We start from the raw sequence: 24,182 nt of genomic DNA, 5'->3' as shown, positions 1-24,182 counted from the left end.
GTGCTCGAAGGCATGCTGCGGGCCGGGGGCGGGGTCGTGCCGGCCCCGCGCGGCCGGGGATCCGGGACGGGGAGGTGCCGGAGTTACTTGGCGCCGAGGTCGGCGTCGGAGACCTCGGGCTTGCCGGCGGCCTTGAGGACCTTGTTGAGGAGCGTCAGGTCGTAGATGCCGGTGAGGTCGGGCTGCTCGATGAGCTTGGCCTTGACGGCCCAAAATGTGTATAAGAGGGACCCGCCGGCCGTTTCACGGGGCGGACAGCCCCGCCTCCATCACCGCGCGGGCGATCGGCGCGGCCGCGCCGTTGCCGCTGATGTCCCCGCGCACGGCCGACGCGTCCTCGACGACCACGGCCACCGCGACCGCCGGCGGCCGGCCGCCCTCCGGCTTGGCCCAGGAGATGAACCAGGCGTACGGGGTGCCCGCGTTGCCGACGCCGTGCTGGGCGGTGCCGGTCTTGCCGCCGACGACGGCGCCCGGGATCGCCGCGTTCCTGCCGGTGCCGTTCTCCACCACCTTCACCATCAGCTCCTGCATCCGCGCCGCCGTCTGCGGGCTCATGGCCCGGCCCAGGCTGCGCTGGTCGCCGCGCCGGACGGGGTCGCCGTCGTCCTGCGTCGTGCGTTCCACCAGGTAGGGGGCCTTGAGCTCGCCGCCGTTGGCGACGGCCGCCGCGACCATCGCCATCTGCAGGGGCGTGGCGGTGGTGTTGAACTGCCCGATCGAGGACAGGGCGAGCTGGTCCGGGCTCATGTCGGTGTCGAAGTTCGACCGCGACACCCAGGCCGGCACGCGCAGCCCCCCGTCGTTGAACCCGAACCGGCGCGCCGCGTCCGTCATCCCGCGCAGCCCGATCTGTACGCCGATCTTCGCCATCACCGTGTTGCAGGACCACTGCACCGCGTCCGCCATCGAGGCGTCGGCGCAGCCGGTGCCCGCGTTGGGGAGCAGGGTGCTGGTGCCCGGCAGCGGGTACGGGTCCGGGGTCCGGGTCGGCGCGTCCACATCGGTGACCACGCCCGCGTCGAGCGCCGCCGCCGCCGTCACGATCTTGAAGGTGGAGCCGGGCGGGTACGTCTCGCGCAGCGCGCGGTTGAGCATCGGCCGGGCGGGGTCCGCGTTGAGCTTCTCCCAGGCCCCCTTGACCTTCGGCCCGGTACCGGAGAGCACCGCCGGGTCGTAGGAGGGGCTGCTGACCAGCGCGAGGATCCGGCCCGTGGCGGGTTCGACGGCCGCGACCGCGCCCCGCTTGCCCGCGAGCCCGGTGTAGGCGGCCAGCTGCATGTCCGCCCGGACGGTGGTGGCGGCGTTGCCGCCGCCGGGGCGGCCGCGCGAGAGCTCGTACCAGAGCGGGAAGGCCGACAGCGCGGGGTCGGTGCCGGCGAGGACCGCGTCCTCGGAGCGCTCCAGGAAGCTGGTCCCGTACGTCTGGGAGGCGAAGCCGGTGACGGGGGCGTAGAGCGGGCCGTTCTTGTACGTGCGCTCGTAGCGCAGCAGTTGGCGGCTGTCCCGGGAGCCGGTGACGGGGCGGCCGTCGACGGTGATGTCGCCGCGCGGTTCGGCGTAGCGCTCGATGGCGGGGCGCTTGTTGGCCGGGTTCGCGCCGTAGCCGGCGGCCTCCCAGACCTGCACGCGGGCCACGTTGACCAGCAGGGCGACGAGCAGCAGGGCGCAGAAGTACGCGCACCAGCGGATGTAGCGGATCACGCCGCGGCCTCCTCGGCCGGTCTGGGCCGGCGGGCGCTGTCGCTGAGCCGGACCAGGAGCGCCACGATGATCCAGTTGGTGACCACGGAGGAGCCGCCCTGCGCGAGGAAGGGCATGGCCATGCCGGTGAGCGGGATCAGGCCGGTGACGCCGCCCGCGATGACGAACACCTGGAGCGCGACGATGGAGGCGAGCCCGGTGGCGAGGAGCCGCCCGAAGGGGTCGCGCAGCGCGAGTCCGGCGCGGAAGCCGCGGGCGACCAGGAGCCCGTAGAGGAGCAGGATCGCGGTGAGGCCGGCGAGGCCGAGCTCCTCTCCGGCCGTGGCGAGGATGAAGTCCGACTTGGCGGCGAAGCCGATGAGGAAGGACTGGCCGTGGCCGAGGCCGGCGCCGAGGAGCCCGCCGGCCCCGAAGGCGAAGAGGGACTGGGCCAGCTGGCCGGGGCCCTCGCCGCGTTCGATGGAGGCGAAAGGATTCAGCCAGTCGTCCACGCGGCTGTTCACGTGCGGTTCGAACGTCCCCACCGCGTACGCGCCCACGGCGGCGAGCAGCAGCCCGATCGCGATCCAGCCGATCCGGCCGGTGGCGGTGAACAGCATGATGACGAAGAGGCCGAAGAAGAGCAGCGAGGTCCCGAGGTCGCGCTCCAGGACGAGCACCCCGACGGAGAGCAGCCAGATCGCCAGGATCGGGCCGAGGACCCGGCCGGGGAGCAGCTTCAGCTTCCAGAAGAGGGTGCGGCCGGTGAGGGCGAGGGCGGTGCGGTTCGCGGCGAGGTAGGCGGCGAAGAACACCGCGAGCAGGATCTTGGCGAACTCCCCGGGCTGGAAGGAGAGTCCGGCGAACCTGATCCAGATGTGCGCCCCGTTGACCGCCGGGAAGAAGACCGGCACCAGCATCAGCACGAGCGCGGTGGCCACGGAGAGGTACGCGTACTTCTGCAGGACCCGGTGGTCGCGCAGCACCCCGACGACCAGGACGAAGAGCGCCACCCCGAGGGCCGACCAGCGCAGTTGCTCCCCGGCGGTGAGATGGCCGGGCGTGGTGGCGTCGAGGCGCTGGATGAGGACGAGGCCCAGGCCGTTGAGCAGGACGGCGATCGGGAGCAGCAGCGGATCGGCGTACGGGGCGCACAGCCGGACGGCGAGGTGCGCGGCGAGCGCGGCTCCGGCGAGGCCGGCGGCGTAGTGCGCGGCGGGGCGGGGGATGTGGCCGGTGGTGGTGAGACCGACGTGGAGGTGGCCGAGGACGGCGATCAGGACGGCGCCGGCGAGGAGCGACAGCTCGACTCCCCGGCGCTTGGGGGCGCGGGCATCGGGTGGCGGGGGCGGAACGGGCTCCGCCACCTTCGCCGTCAGAGCGGTCATACGGGGAAACGTAGCAAGGAGACAGCCCGTATGTCCGCTTATGTCATAGTGTGCCGAAGAGTCGTCAGAACCGGTCGGAAATGAAGTAGCGGATCAGGAGCCTCCCCCCATGGGACCAGCGGAGTTCATCGTCCTGGCCTTTCCCGAGGAACAGCTGCGGGTGGCGGCGGTCGAGGCGGTGATGGGGTTGCGCAAGGCGGGGGTCGTGCGGCTGATCGACGGGCTGGTGGCCACCAAGACCGCGGCGGGAGAGGTGCTGGCGGCGGAGTTCGACGAGTTCGTCGAACTGCGGGGCCTGCTCGCCCACCGGGAGGCGGCCCCGCTCATCGGTCCGGAGGACGTCAGGGAATCGGCCGAGCTGCTGGAGCGCGGCAGCTGCGCGCTCCTCCTGGTGGTCGAGCACGTGTGGGCCGAGGACGCCGCCGTCGCGGTGCGCGCGGCGGGCGGCCGGATCGCGGGAGCGGTCCGGCTCCCGGTGGAGCGGCTGGAGGCCTCCTGATGTTCATCCGCCCCATCGGCTCCGTCGTGAACCCCTCCCAGCGCCCCTCGGGCCGCCCGCTGCTGCGCGGGATCCTGGCGCGCGGCGCCTACGTCTGGGACGCGGGCCGGCAGCAGGCCGCCCGCTCCGGGCACGAAGCCGACGGCGGAGCGGCCGACTCGGGCGCCTCGTCCGGGGCGGGCGCCTCGTCGGGGGCGGGCGCCTCGTCCGGGGCGGCCGGGCGTGAGCCCGGGACCGGCGCGGCCTCCGCGGCCTCGCGGGAGCCCGCGGACGGAAGGGCAGACGGGCGGGCGGACGGAAGGGCGGACCGGCCGGAGGCGACCGGAGGCGACCTCACGGACCGGCTGACGCGCCTGGCGGCCCTGGCCCGCGAGGGCCTGCTGACCCCGGAGGAGTTCACGGCGGCCAAGGCCCGGCTGCTGTCGGACTGACGGTGCGGGCGACCTCGGCGGCCCGGTCAGCCCCCGCTGGGGGCGTCGAAGGTCTCGACCGGGCCGAACTCGCCGAAGGCGACCTTGTTCCCGCCCTGCATGCCGTGCACTTGCATCCGCTGCTCGAAGCGCAGCGTGCGGCCCTGGGCGTCGATCCACTGGTCGCAGTCGAAGCCGGTGACTCCCTTCGCCTTCATCGACCGGTGCGTGCGCGGATCGACCGAGGCGATCTGATCGAGGTCGAGGTGCCCGGTGAGGCGGTACGCGGGGATCCCGCCCTGGTCCTCCATGCCCTTCTTCGCCGAGGGGTTTTCGCCCGGCCCGCGCACTTCCCCCACCCCGCCAACCGGGTGACCCCGACGCGACGGGCCGACACACTTGGGGGATTTGTCATACCGGCCGTGGCAGCATCGGGCGCCTGGAGGTGACCCCATGTCACGTCGACCTCGGCGCCTGCTGCTTCGAGCCGCCTGCGTCGCAGCGGCCCTCGTCGCGGCGGGGCCGTTCCCCGGCGCCCACGCCGATCCCGGCACACCCGGAGCACCCAGCACACCCGGAGCACCCGCCCTGCCCGAGGCCCCCGGCAGTCCCGCCGCACCCGCCGCACCCGGCGAGCCGGTCGCGTCGGTCACATCGGTCGAGTCGGTCGGCGGCCTGGTCACCCGGCTGCAGGGCCTCTACCAGCAGGCCGAGCAGGCCACCGAGGCCTACAACGCCGCCGAGACCGCCCTCAGCGCCCGCCAGGGCGAGGAGCGCCGGCTCAGCACCGAGCTCGGCAAGGCCCGTACGGCCGTCTCCGACGCCCAGGCCACCGCCGGCCGGCTCGCGCGCGAGCAGTACAGAGGGGCCCGGGGCTTCTCCCCGTACGCCCGGATGCTGTTCGCCACGGACCCGCAGGGCGCCCTGGACCAGCGCCGGATCGCGGAGCGCGAGGGCAGTCGGCGGGCCGCCGCGCTGGACCGGCTGACCCGCGGCGAGCAGCAGGCGGACACCCTCGCCACGGCCGCCCGCAAGGCCCTGGACTCCGAGCAGAAGCTGGCCGCCGACACCAAGAAGCACAAGGACGAGGCCGCGGCCCGGCTGGCCGAGGTCGAGCGGATGCTCGCCTCCCTGACCCCCGCCCAGCTCACCGAAATCGGCACGCGGGAGGCCGCGGACACCGCCGCCGCGCAGCGGGAGCTGGTCGACTCGGGGAAGCTCGGCACGCAGCCGCGCACCCCCACCGCGGCCGGCGGCACGGCCCTGACGTACGCGACCGCCCAGATCGGGAAGCCGTACGTCTGGGGCGCCGAGGGGCCGGCCTCCTTCGACTGCTCCGGGCTGACCTCGCAGGCCTGGGCCCACGCGGGCCGCACGATCCCCCGGACCAGTCAGGAGCAGTGGGCCCAGCTGCCCAAGGTGCCCCTCGACGAGCTCCGCCCCGGCGACCTGGTGGTGTACTTCCCGACCGCCACGCACGTGGCGCTGTACGTCGGCGACGGCAAGGTGATCCAGGCGCCGCGGCCCGGCGCGAAGGTCAAGGTCTCGCCGATCGCCGCGAACCCGCTGCTCGGCGCGGTGCGGCCGGACCCCGACGGGGCGCCGCTGACCGACTTCAGCCCGCCGCCGCTGCCCGAGGCCGCGGCGGCCGGTGACGACACGGGCTACTCGGAGGCCGAGGCTCCCGCGACCTCCGCCAGGTAGTCGGCCGCGTCCTCGGGGTCGTAGAAGTACGCGTCGAAGTCGGCCGGGTTGTCGAAGCCGTTGGCGAAGCGGTCCGCCACCGGCTGGAGCTGCCCGGCCGCGCCGATCAGGTTGAGCACGTGCTCCGGCGGGACGCCGAGCATGGCGTTGGTCCACTGGGTGGTGGGCTTGCCGCTGGTGAACCAGTACTTGTCGAAGGTGGCCTTCATCCACGCCTCGTCGAACGGGTTGTCCCCGTGCATGAGGATCGACGAGAGGTACGAGGCCGCGCACTTGGCGGCGGAGTTCGAGCCCTGCCCGGTGATCGGGTCGTTGGCGACGACCACGTCCGCGACGCCCAGCACCAGGCCGCCGCCGGGCAGTCGGCCGATCGGGTTGCGGACGACGGGCGCGTAGCGGCCGGAGAGCGTGGCACCCGCGTCCGTCAGCTCCACCTTCGTCGCCCGCGCGTACTCCCAGGGCGTGAACCTCTCCATCAGCTCCAGCGTCAGCGCCAGGTGCTCGGCGGGGTCCCGCACGCCGTTGAACACGTCCAGCGGACCGCCGGGGACGCCCTCCCAGAAGAGGATGTCGGCCCGGCCGGAGGTGGTCAGCGTCGGCATGACGAACAGCTCTCCGACGCCCGGGACGAGGTTGCAGCGCACGGCCTCCGTCTCGGGGTGCTCGGGCCGCGGGCCGAGCCCGTGCACGTAGCTGACGGCGAGCGCGCGCTGCGGGGCGTCGTACGGGGAGCGGGCGGCGTCCCGGCCGAACAGCGAGACCAGCTCGCCCTTGCCGGCCGCGACCAGCACCAGGTCGTGGGTGCGCGAGAAGAAGTCGAGGTCGGAGACGGACGCGCCGTGGATGACGAGCTGGCCGCCGCGCTGCGCGAAGGTGTCCAGCCAGCCGGACATCTTCACGCGCTGGTCGACGGACTGGGCGTGGCCCTTCAGCTTGCCGAGCCAGTCGATGGCCCGGCCGGCGTCGGGTGTGGCGACGGAGACGCCCAGGCCCTTGATCTTCGGGGCCTGCTGCTCCCAGAGGTTCAGCTCGAGGTCCCGCTCGTGCTGGAGCGCCGTGTCGAACATGCACTGGGTGGACATGACCCGCCCGGTGCGGATCTCGTCCGCCGTCCGGTTGGACATGAGGGTGACCTCGTACCCCTTCGACTGGAGTCCGAGGGCGAGCTGGAGGCCGGACTGGCCGGCGCCGACGACGAGTATCTTGCGCATCTGCACGTTCTCTATTCGGGAGTCGAGTCGAGGGCATGGCCCACGAGGGTCAGCAGGGATTCCACCACCGTGGCCCGGCGCCGTGCGTCCATGATCACGACGGGGACGCGGGCGGGTATGGTCAGCGCCTCGCGCACGTCGTCCGGTTCGTACGAGCGGGTGCCCTCGAAGTGGTTGACGGCGACGGCGTACGGCAGCCCGCAGCTCTCGAAGTAGTCCAGGGCGGGGAAGCAGTCGCGCAGCCGGCGGGTGTCGGCGAGGACGATCCCGCCGATGGCGCCGCGCGCCAGGTCGTCCCACATGAACCAGAAGCGCTCCTGGCCGGGGGTCCCGTACACGTACAGGACGAGGTCGTCGTCGAGCGTGACGCGGCCGAAGTCCATGGCGACGGTGGTGGTGTGCTTGTCCGGGGTCGCGGTCAGGTCGTCGGTCCGCACGCTGGCCTCGGTCATCACCGCCTCGGTGCGCAGCGGTTCGATCTCGGAGACGGAACCGACGAAGGTGGTCTTGCCCACCCCGAACCCGCCCGCCACCAGCACCTTCACGGCGACGGGCGCGCGCGAGCGGTCGTACTGCCAGGCCTGTGCGGGCTCTTCCCCGGTCAGGGGGAAGAGGCCGGTTTCAGAGACGGCGGAGCCCACTGAGCACCCTTTCGAGCAGCGCGCGGTCGGGGCGGCCGGAGCCGTGCCCGGTCCCGTAGACGCGGATCCTTCCCTGGTCGGCGAGGTCGCTGACCAGGACGCGGACCACACCGAGCGGCAGCTTCAGCAGCGCGGCGATCTCGGCGATCGTGCGCATGCGGCGGCAGATCTCGACGATCGCCGGCATCTCGGGCATCCGGTCGGGCTTCCGCGGCTCGCCGGCCCTGGTGTCGAGGGCGGCGACGAAGGTCTCGACCTGCAGGACCTGCGTGAAGCGGGTGCGGCCGCCCGTGAGGGAGTACGGGCGCACGCGGGCGGGGCGGCGGTCGGCGCCGCGTATCGGCAGTCGGTCGGAGGCCGTACTCCTCACGGGGTGTTCTCCATCGACTGGCGCAGCTCACTGCGGACTTCGGGGGTCAGGACGTGGCCGGCGCGGCCCACGAACAAGGCCATGTGGTAGGCGACGACGCTCATGTCGCAGTCCGGCGCGGCGTGTACGCCGAGGAGCGAGCCGTCGCTGATGGACATGACGAAGACGGAGCCGTTCTCCATGGCCACCATCGTCTGCTTGACCGAGCCGCCGTCCATCAGCGCCGCCGCGCCCGTGGTGAGCGAGCCGAGGCCGGAGACGATGGTGGCGAGGTCGGCGGACGCGCCGCGCGGGCCCTTGGGGCGGGCGGCGGCGGGCGTGTCGGGTGCGACCGGGTCGGAAGAGAGCAGCAGGAGCCCGTCCGAGGACACGACGGCCACGGAGTTGACCCCGGGGACCTCCTCGACGAGGTCGGTCAGCAGCCACTGAAGGTTGCGGGCCTGGGTGCTCAGTCCGTACGTACTGGGCGCGGTCATGTGCGTGCCTCCTGTGCGGTGTCCCCCCGGTCGGTGTGCCCCTGGTCTTGCCGTCGGTCCTGCGGTCGCCCGTCGTGCGGTCCGTCCTGCGGTCCGTCCTGCGGTCCGCCCTGCCACCGGTCCTGGCGCGGGGCCTGGGCGAGCTCCGCCTCCACGACGCGCCGTCCGTCCTGGGCACCCCGGTAGAACCCGCCGAGGCGCCGGCGCAGTTCGTCGGCGTCCACGCGGCGCGGCTCGGGGGGTACGTCGCCTCCCCGGCCGGCGGCCACCACGCGGGGGGTCCGCTTGGGGAGCCCCTTGTCGGTGAGTTCCTCGTCGGTGGGCTCGGCGGGCGCCTCCTGCTGCGGCGGGACCCGGAACACCTGCTCGGTGGGCGGCAGCCGGCCGGGCGGGGGCGCGAACGCCACCGGTGCCGGTGCGGGCTCCGGGACCGCCCGGGCCGGCAGCTCCGCGGCGGGCTCCGGCGCCGGAGCGTGGGCAGGCTCCGGCTCGAAGCGCGGCTCCGGCTCAAGGACCGGCTCGGGCTCGAAGCCCGGCTCCGGCCAGGCCGAAGCCTGCGGGTCCGGTGCGGCGGCGGGAGCGGCCGCGCCCCGTACCCGCGAGGGCAGCACGTTCTCGTTGGCCTCGGCGATGATCCCGGGCAGCCGCAGCGCGGGCGCGCCCGGCGCGCCCAGGGTGTGCACCGGCGAGGCCGGCGGGGTGGCCGGCAGCAGCGCGGCCGGTACGACGACCAGCGCCTCCGTACCGCCGTGCCGCAGCGTGCGCAGCTCCGCGCTCACGCCGTGCCGGGCCGCGAGCCGGCCGGCCACGTACAGGCCGAGGCCCAGGCCGTGTTCCGCCTCCGGCTCCTCGTCGTACGCCTCGGGCGTGGCGAGCCGCTCGTTGAGCGCGGCCAGCCGGTCGCCGGTGACCCCGATGCCCTCGTCCTCGACGGACAGCACCACGTCACCGGAGTCGAGCAGCCGGCCGGACACCTTCACCCGGGCGTCCGGCGGCGAGAAGGTCGTCGCGTTCTCCAGCAGCTCCGCGAGCACGTGCGAGATGTCGTCGGCGGCGTGCCCGGCGACCTGCGTGTACGAGGGCAGCGCCCCCAGTTCGACGCGCTCGTAGCGCTCGATCTCGCTGACTGCCGCCCGCATGACGTCGACCAGCGGGACCGCCGCGGCCTGGCCGTGGCCGTGCTCCTGGCCGGCGAGGACGAGCAGGTTCTCGTTGTGGCGGCGCATCACCGTCGCCAGGTGGTCGAGCTTGAAGAGGGTGGAGAGCCGGTCCGGATCCGGTTCCTCGGACTCCATCTCCTCGATGACGGCGAGCTGCCGCTCGACGAGCCCGAGGGTCCGCAGGGACAGCGACACGGACGTGGTCGACATGATGCGGCGGTGCTCCTCCAGCCCCGCCCGCAGCTGCGAGAGCTCGTCCTCCAGCGCTTCCCGGCCCGTGGCGAGCGCCTCGTTGCGGCCGATGATGCGGCGCCGGTCGGCGTCGAGCCCGGCGATCCGGGTGTGCAGGGAGACCGTCTGGTCCCGTACCGCGTTGAGGTTGCGCACGACCTCGGCGAACTCGTCGTCGCGGCCGGTGAAGCGGACCGGTTCCACCGAGCCCTCCGCCGTCGCCAGCCGCGCCGCGCCGCGCCGCAGGACCGACAGCGGGCGGGTCAGCGAGCGGGCGATGGCCGTGGCGACGCCGATGGTGACGAGGAACAGCACGCCGAGGAAGGCCAGTACGGTCTCCAGCGCGGTCACGTCGTCGTCCCGCAGCGCGGCGAGGGCGGTGGCGCGCTGGCCGGCGAGGGTGGCCTCGACCGAGCGCATCCGGTCGACGCGGGCGGTCAGGGCCGATCCGACGGTGCCGGCGTCGACCTTTCGGTCGGCGCTGGAGAGGGTCGGCCGGTCGGTGAGCCGCTTGAGGTGGTCGTCGGCCGTCTTGACCTCGGGCCCGGTGACGGTGGCGGTGAGGGTCTGGCGCACGTCGGGCCGCGCGGCCCGCGCGAAGTCCTCGAGGGCGCCCTGCTCCCGTACGCGCGCCCGCTGGGCGGCGCCGGTGAGCTCGTCGACGGCGGCGGCGCCGGGGGGCTGCTCGCCGCGGGGGACGGCCAGCGCGGCGAGCAGCAGTCCGCGGGTGGCGGAGGCCTGTTCCACGGCCTGGCCGAGGGGGGCCAGCGGCCGGGTGGTGACGAGGGCGTCCCCGGCGCGCGGCGGGGTCAGTTCGACGAGCCGGGCGCCCGGTGCGAGGACCTCGGCGATGACGCCGGAGTAGGCCTGGTGGGCGGCGAGGGCGCTGCCCTTGCCTTCGAGGGCCTCGGTGCGCACGGCGCGGACCCGGCCCAGCGCGCGGGCGAGCTCCTCGCCCGCGTCGGACCGGACCTCGCCGAGCTGCCGGTCGGTGCCCGCCGTGCGCTCCTGGAGCGCGGCCTGGGCGCCCTGGGGCCCGCCGGGGCGGCCCTTGGCCACGTACTCGGTGACGGCGTCGCGCTCGTCGCCGAGCAGGTGGGCGAGGGTGAGGGTCTGGCGGCTCTGCTCGGCGAGGGTGACCAGCTGCTGGGAGTCCTTGAGGTCCGCCGAGGCGGAGACGACCGCGGGCGCCCCGGCCGCGAGGACGGCGAGCCCGGCCACGGCGACGCCGACGACCAGCCTGCTGCGCACCCGGACGCGGCGTCGCGCGGGGGCGGTCGCGGCGGCCGGGCCCTCGGAGCCCGGTCGGTCGGGTGCGGTGCCGTCGGGTGCGGTGCCGTTCGCGACGGTGCCGTTCTTCCGAGGCCGCTTCTTCTGCACCGGTGCTCGCAATCCTGTGACGTGTGCTGCTCGTGCTCGTCTACTCGTGTGGCCGAGGTTTCGGCCGGTCAACGAGTGAACGCCCCCGCCCCGGTTGTACCGCCGCGTCGTACCGCCGTACCGCCTCAGACCATCGCAGTGAGTTGGGGAGAGAGCCGCACATCGCCCGCCCGGCCACACGAAGGAGTGAACAGCACGGAGGAGTTGGCGACCAACTCGGCGACCTGGTGTCAGGGCGCGTCCGTGGACAGGTGGTTGAAAGATCGATGCGGCTTTTGACAGGATGCCCGCCCACATACCGGCGGTCACCCCAGTGGCCGCAGGGATCGTCTGCCGCCCCACCCGCACCCGCTTGGTCCGTACTTTTGCCGGGCCGCCCCGCCGCCGCGGGGACCCGCGCGGGCAGAATGCCCGTATGCGCATCGATCTCGCTTCGGCCCCCGGCGACCCGGAACGCCCCAACGAGGACTGGGTGTCGGCCGCGGTGCCCGCGTCGGGCGGCGGGGTCCTGGTCGCCCTCGACGGGGTCACCCCGCCGCCGGGCGACGTCGGATGCGCGCACGGAGTGCCGTGGTTCGCGGCCCGACTCGGGGGCCGATTGACCGAACTGTCCGGATCGCACCGGGACATGCCCCTCGATCTCGCCCTGGCGGAGGCCGTCCGCGCCACCGCCGACGCCCATCGGGGCACCTGTGACCTTTCTCACGTACGGACCCCGCAGGCGACGGTGGTCGTGGTCCGGTGGGACGCGTCCTGGGTCGAGCACCTGGTGCTCTCGGACTCCGTACTCCTCCTCCAGGCGCCCGGAGGCGAGGTGAGCGCGGTCCTCGACGACCGGCTGGACCGGATCCCGCGCGAGCGGCTGCGCACGCAGGCCTCGGCGGACCTGCTGCGCAACGCGGAGGGCGGCTTCTTCACCGCCGCCGCGGACCCGGCGGTGGCGGCCCGCGCGGTGACCGGGCGCACGCCGCGCTCGCGGGTGCGGGCGGTGGCGGCCCTCACGGACGGGGCGAGCCGGTGGACCGAGACGTTCGCAGAGGGCGACTGGGCGCAGTGCCTGGCGGTCCTGCGCAAGGAGGGGGCCCAGGCGCTGATCGAGCGGGTACGGGCCCTGGAGGCGGACCCCGGCCGCCCGCACGGGCGCGGGAAGCGGCACGACGACGCGTCGGCGGTGTACGCGGAGCTGTGAGGTGCGGGCGCGGCGGCTGCCGGGAGCCGGCGGCTGCCCGGGGTGGCCGCTCCGCGCCCGCCACTCCCCTGCTCGGCTACTCCATGCCGGTGTTCAACTGGTTCAGCAGCCGGGCCAGTTCCGCCACTTCACCGCGGTCCCAGTCCGCGAGCTTGCGCATGTACTGCTCGCGGCGGGCGCCCCGCACGCGCAGGAAGCGGTCCCGCCCCTCCTCCGTGAGCCCGACCAGGAAGGCCCGGCCGTCCGCGGGGTCCGGCTCGCGGGCCAGCAGGCCCAGGTCCTCCAGGGCTCGCAGCTGCCGGCTCATGGTGGCCTTGCCGACCCCGAAGTACGCGGCGAGCTCGGTCGCCCGCTGCCGCCCGGCGGCCTCCAGGCGCACGAGGAGCCCGTACGCGGCCGGTTCCAGCTCCGGGTGCAGGGCGCGCGCCATCTCCCCGGAAGACGCGCGGGCGCGCCGGAGCAAGACCGACAGCTCCCGCTCCAGGGCCAGGAACTCCTGGTCTTCGCTCCCGTGCACGGGCCGGCTCCTTCGGTGGTGTGTGGGGCACCAGTATTTCGCAGCGGGTACGCCGCGGGCCCGGGGCCCCGCCGCGGGATTCCCCCCGGACGGAGTCCGGGGGGAATCCCGGGCCCTGCCCCGCCCTAGGCCGTCTCTTTCGGATCTTGTCGGCCGAGCCCGCGGCGTCTGGTGCCGTGCATGGCAAGGCGGAGGGGCGCTGCGTGTACTGGACGTACTCGGGCGTCCCGACAACGCGGCCAGGCGCGGTGCCAGACGCCGCGGGCCCGGCAAGATCCGAAAGAGCCGGCCTAGGCGGCCGCGGCCACCGGGACCGCGGCCGCGACGAGGGCCAGCTCCAGGACCTGGCGCACGTCCGTCACCGGGTGCACCTCCAGCCCCTCCAGCACCTCGGCCGGGACGTCGTCCAGGTCGGCCTCGTTGCGCTTCGGGATGATGACGGTGGTCAGCCCGGCCCGGTGCGCGGCCAGCAGCTTCTGCTTGACCCCGCCGATCGGCAGCACCCGCCCGGTCAGCGAGACCTCGCCGGTCATCGCCACGTCCGTGCGCACCTGGCGCCCGGACAGCAGCGAGGCCAGCGCCGTCGTCATCGTGATGCCCGCGCTCGGGCCGTCCTTCGGCACCGCGCCCGCCGGGAAGTGGATGTGCACGCCCCGGTCCTTCAGGTCGGCGACCGGCAGCTCCAGCTCGGCCCCGTGCGAGCGCAGGAAGCTCAGCGCGATCTGCGCCGACTCCTTCATCACGTCGCCGAGCTGGCCGGTCAGCGTGAGCCCGGCCGCGCCCGTCTCGGGATCGGCCAGCGAGGCCTCGACGAACAGGACGTCGCCCCCGGCCCCGGTCACGGCGAGGCCGGTGGCCACGCCGGGCACGGCGGTGCGCCGCTCGGACGGGTCCTGCGCGGACTCCGGCACGTGGTGCGGCCGTCCGATGAGCGCCCGCAGGTCGCCGGCGCCGATCCGGTACGGCAGCTCCCGCTCCCCGAGCTCGTGCTGGGAGGCCACCTTGCGCAGCAGCCGGGCGATGGACCGCTCCAGGGTGCGCACGCCGGCCTCGCGGGTGTACTCCCCCGCCAGCCCGCGCAGCGCGTCCTCCTCCAGGACCACTTCGTCCGCGCCCAGGCCGGCCCGCTCCAGCTGACGGGGCAGCAGGTGGTCGCGGGCGATGACGACCTTCTCGTCCTCGGTGTAGCCGTCGAGGCGCACCAGTTCCATGCGGTCGGCGAGCGCCTCGGGGATGGCCTCCAGCACGTTCGCCGTCGCGAGGAACACCACGTCGCTCAAGTCCAGCTCCACCTCCAGGTAGTGGTCCCGGAAGGTGTGGTTCTGGGCCGGGTCGAGGACCTCCAGCAGCGCCGCCGCCGGGTCCCCGCGGAAGTCGGAGCCCACCTTGTCGATCTCGTCGAGCAGGACGACCGGGTTCATGGACCCGGCCTCCTTGATCGCCCGGACGATCCGGCCGGGCAGCGCGCCCACGTACGTACGCCGGTGTCCGCGGACCTCGGCCTCGTCCCGTACGCCGCCGAGGGCCACGCGGACGAACTTGCGCCCCATGGCGTGCGCGACGGACTCACCGAGGGAGGTCTTGCCCACCCCGGGCGGGCCCACGAGCGCGAGCACCGCGCCGCCCCTGCGTCCGCCGACGACGCCCATGCCGCGCTCGGAGCGGCGCTTGCGGACCGCCAGGTACTCGGTGATCCGGTCCTTCACGTCGCTCAGCCCGGCGTGCTCCGCGTCCAGGACGGCGCGGGCGCCCCGGATGTCGTACGCGTCCTCGGTCCGCTCGTTCCAGGGCAGTTCGAGGACGGTGTCCAGCCAGGTCCGGATCCAGGACCCCTCGGGGGACTGGTCGCTGGAGCGCTCCAGCTTGTCGACCTCCTTGAGCGCGGCCTCCCGGACCTTCTCGGGCAGGTCGGCGGCCTCGACGCGGGCCCGGTAGTCGTCGGACTCCTCGCCCTCCTTCTCCCCGCCCAGCTCGCGCAGTTCCTTGCGCACGGCCTCCAGCTGGCGCTTGAGCAGGAACTCCCGCTGCTGCTTGTCGACGCCGTCCTGGACGTCCTTGGCGATGGACTCGGCGACGTCCTGCTCGGCGAGGTGGTCGCTGAGCGCCTTGACCGCGAGCCTGAGCCGCGCCACCGGGTCGGCGGTCTCCAGCAGTTCGACCTTCTGGGCCACGGTCAGGAAGGGCGAGTATCCGGAGTTGTCCGCGAGGGCGCCCACCCCTTCGATCTGCTGCACCCGGTCCACCACCTGCCAGGCCCCGCGCTTCTTGAGCCAGCTGGTGGCGAGCGCCTTGTACTCCTTGACGAGCTCGGTGACGGCCCCGGGCAGCGGATCGGGGACGGCCTCGTCCACGCTCTGGCCCTCGACCCAGAGCGCGGCCCCGGGCCCGGTGGTCCCGGCGCCGATCCGGACCCGGCCGCGCCCCCGGATCAGCGCACCCGGATCGCCGTCCGAGAGCCGTCCGACCTGCTCGACGGTGCCCAGCACGCCGGTCCCGGCGTACTTCCCGTCGACCCGCGGCACGAGCAGCACCTTCGGCTTCCCCGTCCCTGCGGCGGCCTGCGCGGCCTCCACGGCCCCTCGTACCTCGGCATCGGACAGATCCAGCGGAACGACCATCCCCGGCAGCACGACCTCGTCGTCGAGCGGCAGCACGGGCAGGGTGAGCGGAACGGACGTCGAAGCCATGATCTTCCCTCCGGCAGTGAAGTTGAGCTATGCCGACTCAATGCATGTGCGCGCCCCGATGTTCCCCAACACCCGTTCGCCCGGGGCGAACACCTGCGGGGCGGTCGCCGCGGCGGGCCGCGGGGCGGGGTCGGGCGGGCGTTGTCAGTGGCGGCGGGCACGATGCCCGGACACGACCACGAGCAGGAGGTTCACATGGGCACCTGGGACATCGGCCCCTTCGACAACGACACCGCCGCGGACTTCTCCGGCGAGCTCGACGAGGCTCCCGAAGGCGAGCGGGAGGCCGTCATCCGCAGGGCCCTGCTGTCCGCGATCGACACGCGGGACGACCTCGACTCCGACATCGCGGCGGAGGCGGTCGCCGCGGCGGCCCTGGTCTGCGCGCAATGCCCCCCAGGCGAGCCGGTGACCACCCCCTACGGCCCGGACCTGCCCGTCCCCCGGCTCCCCGACGACCTGCGCGAACTCGCCCTCCGGGCCCTCGACCGGGTGGTCACCGAACCCTCCGAGCTCCTGGAGCTCTGGTCCGAGACCGACGAGGCCGGCCCGTGGCGCGAGACGATAGCCCGGCTCCGCACCCCGCTGCTGCCCCCGCCGCCGGCCTGACCCGCCGCGGCGCGGCGCGGCTCCGGCCGCCGGCCGGGATCAGGCGGCCGGGATCAGGCGGCCGAGATCCGGATGTCGCCCGAGGACGTCTTCACCGCGAGGCGGGCGGTCGCGGACGGGTCCGCGGGGAGGGTGATGTCGCGCTCTCCGGAGGCGGTGGAGACGTCGAGCGCGTACGGGGCCGGAGGAAGGCTCAACCAGGCCTCGCCCGAGCCGGTTTCCACCGCGACCGAGGACGGGGCCTTCACGAAGGCCAGCCGCACGTCGCCGGAACCGGAGCGGGCGTCCGCGCCCGGTCCGGCCAGGCCCTCGGCGGTGATCTCGCCCGAGGACGTACGGATCTTCAGCGCCCCGGCGATCCGGTCCGCCCGGACGTCGCCGGAAGAGGTCTCGACGTCCGCCGCGGCCACCCCCGAGACCGTGACGCGGCCGCTGCTGCCGTCGAGCCGGACCGTGGCGGTGGCCGGCACTTCGAGCCGGTAGTCGATCGAACACCGGCCGGAGCAGCTTCCGTTGGTGAGGGTCAGCACTCCGTCGGCGACCCGCTGGGCGGGCTCGGGGACGGCGTCGCCCCGGTAGCGCACGGTCCGGCGGACGACGACGCCCGGGCCGCTCCCGGCGGTCACCTCGATGGAGCCGCTGCGGGCGTCCGACACGTCGACGGCCCTGACGGCCTCGGTCACTTCGGTGTCGGCCGTCACCGTCTTGCGCTGCTCGGTGAGGGACCCGATCTGGCACCCGGTGAGCAGCAGCCCCGCGGCGAGTGCGGCGGCGGTCCAGGCAGCGGTGGCGGTCGAGGTGCGCGCACTCGTCTTCGTCGTCATGTCTGAGATCGTGCCGTTCCGGACGGCCGCGCGGCATGGTGCCGGTGCCCGGATCCCGGTGGGGTTAACCCCCGGGAGCGGGGTCGCTCCGTACACTCGCGGGCATGGTATGCCGCATCAGCGAACTGGTCATCGACGCCGCGGACCCCGAGGGGCTCGCCGCGTTCTGGAGCGGGGTCCTCGGCTACGTCGAGCTCGGCCGGGAGGACGACGGAAGCATCGAGATCGGCCCGCCCGGCGTCGGCTTCGGCGGCCCGCAGCCCACGCTCGTCCTCAGCCCCAGCAGCGATCCGCGGCCCGCGAAGCTCCGTCTGCACATCGACGTCAGCGCCACCGACCGCGACCAGGACGCCGAGCTGGAGCGGCTGCTCGCCCTGGGGGCCGAGCCGGCCGACATCGGCCAGAGCGGCACCGAGAGCTGGCACGTCCTGGCCGACCCGGAGGGCAACGAGTTCTGCCTCCTGCGCACCCGCGTCCGGCCGGTCTAGGCTCCTAGGCTCCTAGGCTCCCTGAACGACGGGCCGGTCCGGGGACGGTACGCCCCACTCGCTCCAGGAGCCGTCGTACACCGCCAGTTGCCGGTAGCCGGCGAGGTCCGCGCCGAGGGCGAGGACACAGGCGGTGACGCCCGACCCACAGCTGAAGTAGAGCCGCTCCCGCTCCCCCGCCGCCGCCCCGAAGGCCGTACGGAGTTCGGCGGCCGGGCGCATCAGGCCGTCGGGGCCCTGGAGTTCGCCGAAGGGGAGGCTGACCGCGCCCGGCATGTGGCCGCCGCGCAGGCCCGGGCGGGGTTCGGGGGCGGTGCCGGCGAAACGTTCGCGGGTGCGGGCGTCGAGCACGGCGGCGGCCGGGTCGGCCAGCGCCGCCGACACGGCGTCCGCGTCCACCAGCATCCCGGCTCGGGGCCGGGCCGTGAAGGAGCCGCGGGGGCCCTCGTACGCCGGTCCGCGCTCCTCCACCGCCCGCCCGGCGGCGAGCCACGCGGGCAGCCCGCCGTCGAGGACGGCGACGCGGTCGAAGCCCATGGCGCGCAGCATCCACCAGGCGCGGGCGCTGGAGTAGACGCCGGCGCCGTCGTACGCGACGACCGTGCTGGTGTCGTCGACGCCGAGGGCCCGAACGGCCTCGGTGAACTGCGCCGCGCCCGGCATGGTGTGCGGGGCTGCGGCGTCGTGGTCGGACAGGGCTCCGTCGAGGTCGAAGGGGCGCGCGCCCGGGATGCGCCGGTCCGCGTCGCGGTGGGCTCCGACGGAGGCGTCGAAGACGACCAGCCCGGGCGTCCCGAGGCGCTCCGCGAGCCAGTCGCCGCCGACGAGCGGCCCCGGCGGGGTGAGCGAACGGGAACGAACTGCGGCCATACGGCGCCTCCGACACGGTTCCACGGGCCCGACGACCGGCCCCCCTGGCCCCATCCTCCTACGCCCGGTCCGCCCGCCCCGGTCCGCCCGCCCCGACCGGCCCGGAGGGCGGGTCGAGCCGCCGGCCCGGCGGTCTAGTGCTGTGGCCGGGAAGGTTTGCCGTGCCGGGCGCCGCGACCCGGTGGACCTTCCCGGTCACAGCACTAGGCCGGCTCTTTCGGATCTTGCCGGGCCCGCGACGCCTGGCACCGCGCCTGGCCGCGTTGTCGGGACGCCCGAGCACGTCCAGGACACGCATCGCCCCTCCGCCTTGCCAGGCACGGCACCAGACGCCGCGGGCTCGGCCGACAAGATCCGAAAGAGACGCCTAGGGGCAGTCGCCCGGGCGGGCGAAGAGGGCCACGCGGGCGCCGCGCAGGGCCGTCACCGAGCACAGGTCGAAGGAGGAGACCAGCGTCTGCCGCTTGACCGCCTCCGCCGGGTACCCGTCGAGCGGCTGGTCCGCGGGGTCCATCAGCGCCACCACCCGGTCGACGCGCGGGTCCAGCAGGGCCTTGCGGATCTCCTCCGGCGTCCGCTCCGCGCCCTGGAGGCTCCGCGAGGCCTCCGGGGCGCGGGACAGCGCGATGTCGCGCAGGGACGCGTAGAGCTCCGGCGAGGACAGGAGCCATTCGCGCCGCCGCGAGGGGAGGAACACCACCGCGTCGCCCGGGCGCGCGCGCTCGCGCACGGCCGCGGCCACGGCGAGGACGTCGTCCTTGCGGCTCTCCGGCGTGCGCAGCCACGCGGACCAGAGCCCGGCGGGGACGAGGAGGGCCACGACCAGCAGCCACGGCCACCGCCCGCGCGCGCCCGCGAGCCGCACCCCCGCGAGGAGGGCGAGGCCGGCGAGCGCGTAGAGGACGTACCGGTCGACGTACCAGGGGTGCACCAGCGAGACCGCCAGCAGCAGCCCGGGCGGCAGCAGGGCCAGCGGCAGCGCGACCCGCACGGGTTCCCGGGCGGCCCCCCGGGCGAGGAGCAGCGCGGCGGCCGCGAGCACCCCGTACGCCGCCCAGTCCTGCCAGGACGGCCGCCCGAGCCAGCCCAGCTGCTGCTGCGCCTGGCGCGCGCTGACCAGGGCGAGCGGCAGCAGCCCGGCCGCCACGGCCCCGGCGGCGAACCGCCAGCCGCGCGAGCGCCAGGCGGTGCACGCGTGCGCGGGCAGGGCCAGTACGGCGAACTCGTGCAGCCAGCAGCCCAGCAGGAGCACGACGGCGTAGGCGGCCCACCGCTCGCGCAGCATCAGGTACGTCGCCCAGACGACGGCCGCGGCGACCAGTGCGTACGAGCGCCCCTCCTGGGCGTACATCTGTACGGGCGGCAGCACGGCGTACACCGTCCCGGCGAACAGCGCGGCCCGCCCGGCCCGCCCGGACCCCGCGGCCCGGGCGGCGCCGTCGGCCCGGGCACCGGCACCGGCACCGGCACCGGCACCGGCAGCGGCAGCGGCAGCGGCAGCGCCGTCCCCGCCCGCCAGCCGGTGGGCGATCGCGGACACGCCCGCCGCCGCCAGGGCGGTGGCGGCGACGGACGGCAGGCGCAGGGCCCAGAGGCCGGTGCCGTCGGCTCCGGTGCCCGACAGGGCGAAGACCGCGTGCATGAGCAGGTAGTAGAGGCCGTGCACGGCGTCGACCTGGCCGAGCAGTTCCCACAGCCCGCCGAGCGGCCGGTGCGCGACCTGCCAGGTGACGGACTCGTCGCGCCACATGGATCCGCCGCGCGAGAGGCCCCAGAGGCCGAGGACGACGGCGGTCAGCGGCGGCAGCCAGCGCCAAGGGGCGAAGCGGCTGATGTCGGCCTCCGGGTGCTATCCGTGCGGGTGGTGCTGACTCCATACTCGGGGTTCGAGCCGGAATACCTGCGGGGGTGGGTCATGCGAGCGCGTGGATGGCGAGTGGGTTTGGCTGCGGTGACCGCGGCGGCAGCCGTGGCGGCGGGCCTGAGCGGGTGCTCGTCCGACGGCGGGGGCGGTTCGCGGAGCGGGGCCTCCACCACCCCCGGCGCTAGCAGTTCCCCTTCGACGGCGCCGGCCACGGCCGCGCCGGACCCCGGTCAGAGCCCGCCCCAGACCCCGGCCCAGCCCCCGGGCGGCACCGGCGGCACCGGCCCGGCCCCCGGCACGTCCGCGCCCGCTCCCGCGCCGAGCCCCTCGCCGCCCGCCGCCGAGATGACCCTCGTCGCGGTCACCCGCAGCGGCGGCCTCGCGGGGAAGAACAGCACGCTGATCATCAAGAGCGACGGATCGTTCCTGCGGCTCGATGCGAAGGCCGCGGTGATCGGCAGGGACAAGCTCTCGGCGGCCGCCCTCGCGAAGCTGAGGACCGCCCTCCGGGAGGCGGACTTCGCCCACCTGCCCCGGATCTCCGTCCCCGACCAGCCCGTCGCCGACGGGTTCACCTATGCCTTCAGGCACGACGGTCACGAGGTCGCGGCCGCCGACACCAAGATCCCGAAGGGCCTTGAGAAGGTGCTGGGCGCGCTCCCGTCCTTCAGCCCGAACTAGGACGAGGACGAGGACGAGGCCCCTTCCGCGCGCCCCAGACCCTGTCCCTTATACCCATCTGAGGCAGAACCGCGACCTCGCAGGTCTTTTTCAAAGGAACCTCATCCACCGAAATGGACGGGGTATCAACTTTTTGGCGTTGATTTTTGGCACGCTGTTGAGTTCTCAAGGAACGGACGCTTCCTTTGTACTCACCCTCTCGGGCTTTCCTCCGGGCGCTTCCTTCGTTCTTGCGTTTCCGACTCTATCAGAGTCAGTCTCGCTTGTTTTCCGCCTTCCGGTTCTTCGCTTTCGCGTTTCCCTTTCCGGCGATTCCGACTCTATCAGAAGATTTCCACCGGATTTCCCGGCTTCAGTTTCCTGAATGAAGAGTCGAGTGCCCACTTGGAATTCAATTCCGGGGGGCGAGAAAGACTTTAAACCATCGCTGCCGAACTTGTCCAGTTCGAGGCAACCGTTCGAATCTACCTCCCCACAGCCACCGTGTCAACGGTGTTTGCGGGACGACGAGGAGACTAGCAGCTCAGCGTGCCCGCACGCACATCAGGCCGCGGTGGGGAGCGTCGCCGTGCGGTCCGCGACCTCCACGTCGCCGACCTCGCCCGCGCGGGCGGCACGGCCGCCGAGGACGTAGACGTAGACCAGGAAGAGGGCCTCGGCGGCCACGCCGATGGTGATGCGGGCCCAAGTGGGCAGGCCGGAGGGGGTGACGAAGCCTTCGATCAGGCCCGAGATGAAGAGGACCACGGCCAGGCCGATGGCCATGCCGATGGCCGCGCGGCCCTGTTCGGCCAGGGCCACCCGGCGGGTGCGCGGGCCGGGGTCGATGACCGTCCAGCCCAGGCGCAGGCCCGTGCCGGCGGCGACGAAGACCGCCGTCAGTTCGAGCAGGCCGTGCGGGAGGATCAGGCCGAGGAAGACGTCGAGTCGGTCGGCGGAGGACATCAGGCCGATGCCGACTCCGAGGTTCAGCATGTTCTGCCACAGGATGTAGAGCACCGGCAGGCCCAGGAAGGCGCCCAGGACCAGGCAGATCGCGGCCGCCTGGGCGTTGTTCGTCCAGACCTGGGCCGCGAAGGAGGCCGCGGGGTGGCTGGAGTAGTACGCCTCGTACCCGCCGCCCGGCTTCGTCATCTCCTTGAGGTCCGCCGGCGCCCCGATGGCGCCCTGGATCTCGGGATGGGTCGCTATCCACCAGCCGACGAGCACGCCGACGGCGGTGGAGAGCAGCGCCGTCGGTATCCACCAGCGGCGGCTGACGTAGACAGCGGCCGGGAAGCCGGTCGTGAAGAACCGGACCGCGTCGCGCCAGCCGCCCTTGCGGGCTCCCGTCACCGTGGCGCGGGCCCGGGCGACGAGCTGGGTCAGGCGGCCCGTGAGCATCGGGTCGGGGGTGGTGGACTGGATCAGCGAGAGGTGGGTGGCCGTGCGCTGGTAGAGCGCGACGAGCTCGTCGGCCTCCGCTCCCGTGAGGCGCCGGCCCCGGCCCAGGAGCTGTTCCAGGCGGGCCCACTCCGCCTGGTGGGCTGCCACGAAGACGTCGAGATCCATGTGGTTGGCGCTCCCCTGCCCCTGGTTCCTGCTGGTCCCCTGATTTTTTCTGCTTCTTCTGTGGTCAGCTTGGCAGACTGGTTGCCAAAGGGGCGGGGCAGGTCACGTGAAGGGTGAGTGCAGCGGTGAGCGATCTGGTGACGGGGGACGCGGTCGTCTTGGGGCTGCGGCCGGCGAGGCTGCCGAGCCGGGCGCTGGCGATCCTGCTGGACTATCTCGTGTACATCGTCGGGTATCTGCTCATCACCCTCGGGCTGACCTTCGCCATCGCCTCGATGGACGGGGCGGCGCAGGCGGCCGTGTCGGTGGCGTCGTTCGTCCTGATCATGGTCGGCGTGCCGATCGCGGTGGAGACGCTGACGCACGGGCGGTCGCTGGGCAAGCTCGCCTGCGGGCTGCGGGTGGTCCGCGATGACGGCGGTCCGATCCGCTTCCGGCACGCGATGGTGCGCGGGGCCTTCGGGGTGTTCGAGCTGCTGATGCTCTTCGGGTCCATCGCGTGCATCGCCTCGCTGTTCTCGGAGCGGGGGCGGCGCCTCGGCGACGTGTTCGCGGGGACGCTCGTCATCCGGGAGCGGGTGCCGGGGGCGCGGGTGATGCCGGTGCCTCCGCCGCCGCCGTGGCTGGCCGGGCGGTTCGGGGGGCTGGACCTGTCGGCGGTGCCGGACGGACTGTGGCTCGCGATACGGCAGTACCTGACCCGGATGGACCAGCTGGATCCGCAGGTGGGCGCCTCGATGGCGGTGCGGCTCGCGGACGATCTGGTGGCGCGGACCGGTGCTCCGCCGCCGGTCGGGGTGCCGGCCGCCGCGTTCCTGATGGCCGTGGTGCACGAGCGCCAGTCGCGGGACGCCGCCCGGGCCTTCCGGCAGCCCGCTCCCGGAGCGGTGCCCGTGCCCGTACCCGTTCCCGTGCCGTACGGGCAGCCCGCTCCCGTGGTGATGCCGGCCCTCGCACCGGCGGCACCCGCGCCCGTGGCGCACGTGCCCGTACCGGCGCCCGTGGCGGACCGGCCGCCTCGTACGACCGGGTTCGCGCCGCCGGCCTAGGCCGTCTCGAAGGACGACGGCGGGGTTTCCAGGTGTTCGAGTTCGATGCCGGGGGCCGCGAGGACCACGTCGCCGGCGAGGTGGACCGTGTGGACCTCGCCGGTGTCCAGGGCGCTGACCTGGTATTCGTCGACCAGGAGCGGGCCGCTGTCGGTGGGGTGCTCGGCGCGGCGCAGGAGGGCCCAGGCCTGGTCGACCGTACGGGCCGCCAGGACGGGGTCGGTCAGGGCGACGAGGCGGACGCGGGTCGCGGGGGCGCCGGGGGTCAGGCGGAGCAGCCGGGCGGTGGCGACGAGGAAGGCCGGGGAGGTGCCGGTGAAGCCGGACGCCCCCGGGACGTTGCCCTCGGTCGCCTCGGCTCCGGCCGGGTCGGTGCGGACCCAGGTGACGCCGTCGATGGCGGCGCCGCGGACCTGCCAGCTGGAGGCGTTGACCTCGAGGCGGATGGGGCGGCCCAGCTCGTCGACGGCCAGGTCGACGGAGCCGCGGTGCCCGCCGTCGGGGGCGGTGAGCTGGGAGACGTAGCGCCAGCCCGAGGGGCCCGGGGCGCAGTGGAAGTGCTCCTCGCCGAGGGCGGTGTGGTCGTGCGGGTCGTGGAGCGAGTAGCGGCCGCGGGGCATGGGGCGTCTTCCTGGGTCTCTGGCGGGTACGGGGCAGGCCCCCGGCACGGATGCCGGGGGCCTGACGCGTGGGTGCTCTC

Annotated in this window: 23 protein-coding genes and 1 pseudogene; 8 read left to right on the top strand and 16 right to left on the bottom strand. The window is 74.1% G+C overall.

Features of this window, described 5'->3' with window-relative positions; genetic code table 11:
• Nucleotides 1-83: 83 nt before the first annotated feature.
• From DRB96_RS44880 to DRB96_RS23655, 3 genes and pseudogenes are all read right to left on the bottom strand, one after another.
• A pseudogene (locus DRB96_RS44880) lies at nucleotides 84-209 on the bottom strand (sulfate ABC transporter substrate-binding protein); the annotation flags it as partial.
• Between the two features lie 34 nt (nucleotides 210-243).
• Nucleotides 244-1,704 (bottom strand): penicillin-binding transpeptidase domain-containing protein, encoded by a 1,461-nt coding sequence (locus DRB96_RS23660; protein ID WP_112450269.1) that lies wholly within the window; start codon nucleotides 1,702-1,704, stop codon nucleotides 244-246.
• Entirely contained in the window at nucleotides 1,701-3,071 is a 1,371-nt protein-coding gene (locus tag DRB96_RS23655) for an FtsW/RodA/SpoVE family cell cycle protein (protein WP_112450268.1), read from the bottom strand. The genes DRB96_RS23660 and DRB96_RS23655 overlap by 4 nt, the downstream gene beginning before the upstream one ends.
• Before the next feature lie 109 nt (nucleotides 3,072-3,180).
• On the opposite strand from DRB96_RS23655, the gene DRB96_RS23650 reads away from it, so the two are divergent.
• Together DRB96_RS23650 and DRB96_RS43160 are read left to right on the top strand one after the other, a co-directional pair.
• On the top strand, nucleotides 3,181-3,570 hold the full coding sequence (locus DRB96_RS23650; RefSeq protein WP_112450267.1) for a DUF6325 family protein: 390 nt from the start codon (nucleotides 3,181-3,183) through the stop codon (nucleotides 3,568-3,570).
• Entirely contained in the window at nucleotides 3,570-4,001 is a 432-nt protein-coding gene (locus DRB96_RS43160; RefSeq protein WP_162688874.1) for an SHOCT domain-containing protein, read from the top strand. The genes DRB96_RS23650 and DRB96_RS43160 overlap by 1 nt, the downstream gene beginning before the upstream one ends.
• A gap of 26 nt (nucleotides 4,002-4,027) precedes the next feature.
• Here DRB96_RS43160 and DRB96_RS23640 read toward each other — a convergent pair whose 3' ends face one another.
• Nucleotides 4,028-4,339, bottom strand: coding sequence for a hypothetical protein (locus DRB96_RS23640; protein WP_162689086.1), 312 nt, complete (start codon nucleotides 4,337-4,339; stop codon nucleotides 4,028-4,030).
• A 94-nt stretch (nucleotides 4,340-4,433) separates the two neighbouring features.
• Here DRB96_RS23640 and DRB96_RS23635 point away from each other — a divergent pair, with 94 nt between their 5' ends.
• Entirely contained in the window at nucleotides 4,434-5,684 is a 1,251-nt protein-coding gene (locus DRB96_RS23635) for a C40 family peptidase (protein WP_112450265.1), read from the top strand.
• On the opposite strand, the gene DRB96_RS23630 is transcribed toward DRB96_RS23635, so the two are convergent.
• Genes DRB96_RS23630 through DRB96_RS23610 form a run of 5 tightly spaced genes read right to left on the bottom strand, consistent with a single transcriptional unit; the run spans nucleotide 5,645 to nucleotide 11,153 of the window.
• Entirely contained in the window at nucleotides 5,645-6,895 is a 1,251-nt protein-coding gene (locus DRB96_RS23630) for a styrene monooxygenase/indole monooxygenase family protein (RefSeq protein ID WP_112450264.1), read from the bottom strand. The two genes, DRB96_RS23635 and DRB96_RS23630, sit on opposite strands and share 40 nt — an antisense overlap.
• 11 nt (nucleotides 6,896-6,906) lie before the next feature.
• Nucleotides 6,907-7,536 carry an ATP/GTP-binding protein gene (locus DRB96_RS23625; RefSeq protein WP_112450263.1) on the bottom strand — a complete coding sequence of 210 codons (630 nt, stop codon included), beginning with the start codon at nucleotides 7,534-7,536 and terminating at the stop codon, nucleotides 6,907-6,909.
• Nucleotides 7,517-7,906 (bottom strand): DUF742 domain-containing protein, encoded by a 390-nt coding sequence (locus DRB96_RS23620; RefSeq protein ID WP_112450262.1) that lies wholly within the window; start codon nucleotides 7,904-7,906, stop codon nucleotides 7,517-7,519. Before DRB96_RS23620 ends, DRB96_RS23625 begins: the two co-directional genes overlap by 20 nt.
• On the bottom strand, nucleotides 7,903-8,382 hold the full coding sequence (locus tag DRB96_RS23615; RefSeq protein ID WP_112450261.1) for a roadblock/LC7 domain-containing protein: 480 nt from the start codon (nucleotides 8,380-8,382) through the stop codon (nucleotides 7,903-7,905). The genes DRB96_RS23620 and DRB96_RS23615 overlap by 4 nt, the downstream gene beginning before the upstream one ends.
• Entirely contained in the window at nucleotides 8,379-11,153 is a 2,775-nt protein-coding gene (locus DRB96_RS23610; protein WP_112450260.1) for a nitrate- and nitrite sensing domain-containing protein, read from the bottom strand. The genes DRB96_RS23615 and DRB96_RS23610 overlap by 4 nt, the downstream gene beginning before the upstream one ends.
• A gap of 415 nt (nucleotides 11,154-11,568) precedes the next feature.
• On the opposite strand from DRB96_RS23610, the gene DRB96_RS23605 reads away from it, so the two are divergent.
• Nucleotides 11,569-12,342: a protein phosphatase 2C domain-containing protein gene (locus DRB96_RS23605; protein WP_112450259.1), complete on the top strand. Its 774-nt coding sequence runs from the start codon at nucleotides 11,569-11,571 to the stop codon at nucleotides 12,340-12,342.
• Nucleotides 12,343-12,418: 76 nt separating this feature from the next.
• On the opposite strand, the gene DRB96_RS23600 is transcribed toward DRB96_RS23605, so the two are convergent.
• Nucleotides 12,419-12,859, bottom strand: a complete 441-nt coding sequence (locus DRB96_RS23600) for a MarR family transcriptional regulator (protein WP_112450258.1) — start codon at nucleotides 12,857-12,859, stop codon at nucleotides 12,419-12,421.
• Between the two features lie 290 nt (nucleotides 12,860-13,149).
• Complete coding sequence (lon, locus tag DRB96_RS23595; protein ID WP_112450257.1) at nucleotides 13,150-15,546, bottom strand: endopeptidase La; 2,397 nt, start codon at nucleotides 15,544-15,546, stop codon at nucleotides 13,150-13,152.
• A gap of 195 nt (nucleotides 15,547-15,741) precedes the next feature.
• Here lon and DRB96_RS23585 point away from each other — a divergent pair, with 195 nt between their 5' ends.
• Nucleotides 15,742-16,155, top strand: a complete 414-nt coding sequence (locus tag DRB96_RS23585; RefSeq protein ID WP_112450256.1) for a DUF4259 domain-containing protein — start codon at nucleotides 15,742-15,744, stop codon at nucleotides 16,153-16,155.
• Nucleotides 16,156-16,208: 53 nt separating this feature from the next.
• On the opposite strand, the gene DRB96_RS23580 is transcribed toward DRB96_RS23585, so the two are convergent.
• Nucleotides 16,209-16,979 (bottom strand): DUF4097 family beta strand repeat-containing protein, encoded by a 771-nt coding sequence (locus tag DRB96_RS23580; protein ID WP_112450255.1) that lies wholly within the window; start codon nucleotides 16,977-16,979, stop codon nucleotides 16,209-16,211.
• Between the two features lie 104 nt (nucleotides 16,980-17,083).
• Between DRB96_RS23580 and DRB96_RS23575 the strand changes: the two genes are divergently transcribed.
• Nucleotides 17,084-17,467 (top strand): VOC family protein, encoded by a 384-nt coding sequence (locus tag DRB96_RS23575; protein ID WP_112450254.1) that lies wholly within the window; start codon nucleotides 17,084-17,086, stop codon nucleotides 17,465-17,467.
• Between the two features lie 12 nt (nucleotides 17,468-17,479).
• On the opposite strand, the gene DRB96_RS23570 is transcribed toward DRB96_RS23575, so the two are convergent.
• Both DRB96_RS23570 and DRB96_RS43155 read right to left on the bottom strand, forming a co-directional pair.
• On the bottom strand, nucleotides 17,480-18,337 hold the full coding sequence (locus DRB96_RS23570; protein WP_112450253.1) for a sulfurtransferase: 858 nt from the start codon (nucleotides 18,335-18,337) through the stop codon (nucleotides 17,480-17,482).
• 367 nt (nucleotides 18,338-18,704) lie between these two features.
• Nucleotides 18,705-20,087, bottom strand: a complete 1,383-nt coding sequence (locus DRB96_RS43155; RefSeq protein WP_112463771.1) for a hypothetical protein — start codon at nucleotides 20,085-20,087, stop codon at nucleotides 18,705-18,707.
• Nucleotides 20,088-20,279: 192 nt separating this feature from the next.
• Between DRB96_RS43155 and DRB96_RS23560 the strand changes: the two genes are divergently transcribed.
• Nucleotides 20,280-20,882 (top strand): hypothetical protein, encoded by a 603-nt coding sequence (locus DRB96_RS23560; protein WP_162689085.1) that lies wholly within the window; start codon nucleotides 20,280-20,282, stop codon nucleotides 20,880-20,882.
• 543 nt (nucleotides 20,883-21,425) lie between these two features.
• Here the strand turns inward: DRB96_RS23560 and DRB96_RS23550 are convergent.
• Nucleotides 21,426-22,433 carry a stage II sporulation protein M gene (locus DRB96_RS23550; protein ID WP_112450251.1) on the bottom strand — a complete coding sequence of 336 codons (1,008 nt, stop codon included), beginning with the start codon at nucleotides 22,431-22,433 and terminating at the stop codon, nucleotides 21,426-21,428.
• A gap of 125 nt (nucleotides 22,434-22,558) precedes the next feature.
• Here DRB96_RS23550 and DRB96_RS23545 point away from each other — a divergent pair, with 125 nt between their 5' ends.
• A complete protein-coding gene (locus tag DRB96_RS23545) occupies nucleotides 22,559-23,482 on the top strand; it encodes an RDD family protein (protein WP_112450250.1) in 924 nt (307 codons plus the stop codon).
• Here the strand turns inward: DRB96_RS23545 and DRB96_RS23540 are convergent.
• Entirely contained in the window at nucleotides 23,479-24,102 is a 624-nt protein-coding gene (locus DRB96_RS23540; RefSeq protein ID WP_112450249.1) for a hypothetical protein, read from the bottom strand. The genes DRB96_RS23545 and DRB96_RS23540 overlap by 4 nt on opposite strands.
• Nucleotides 24,103-24,182: the final 80 nt, after the last annotated feature.

The sequence above is a fragment of the Streptomyces sp. ICC1 genome (assembly GCF_003287935.1).
Taxonomy (GTDB): Bacteria; Actinomycetota; Actinomycetes; order Streptomycetales; family Streptomycetaceae; genus Streptomyces; species Streptomyces tritrimontium.
This window is presented reverse-complemented; position numbering and strand designations above follow the sequence as displayed.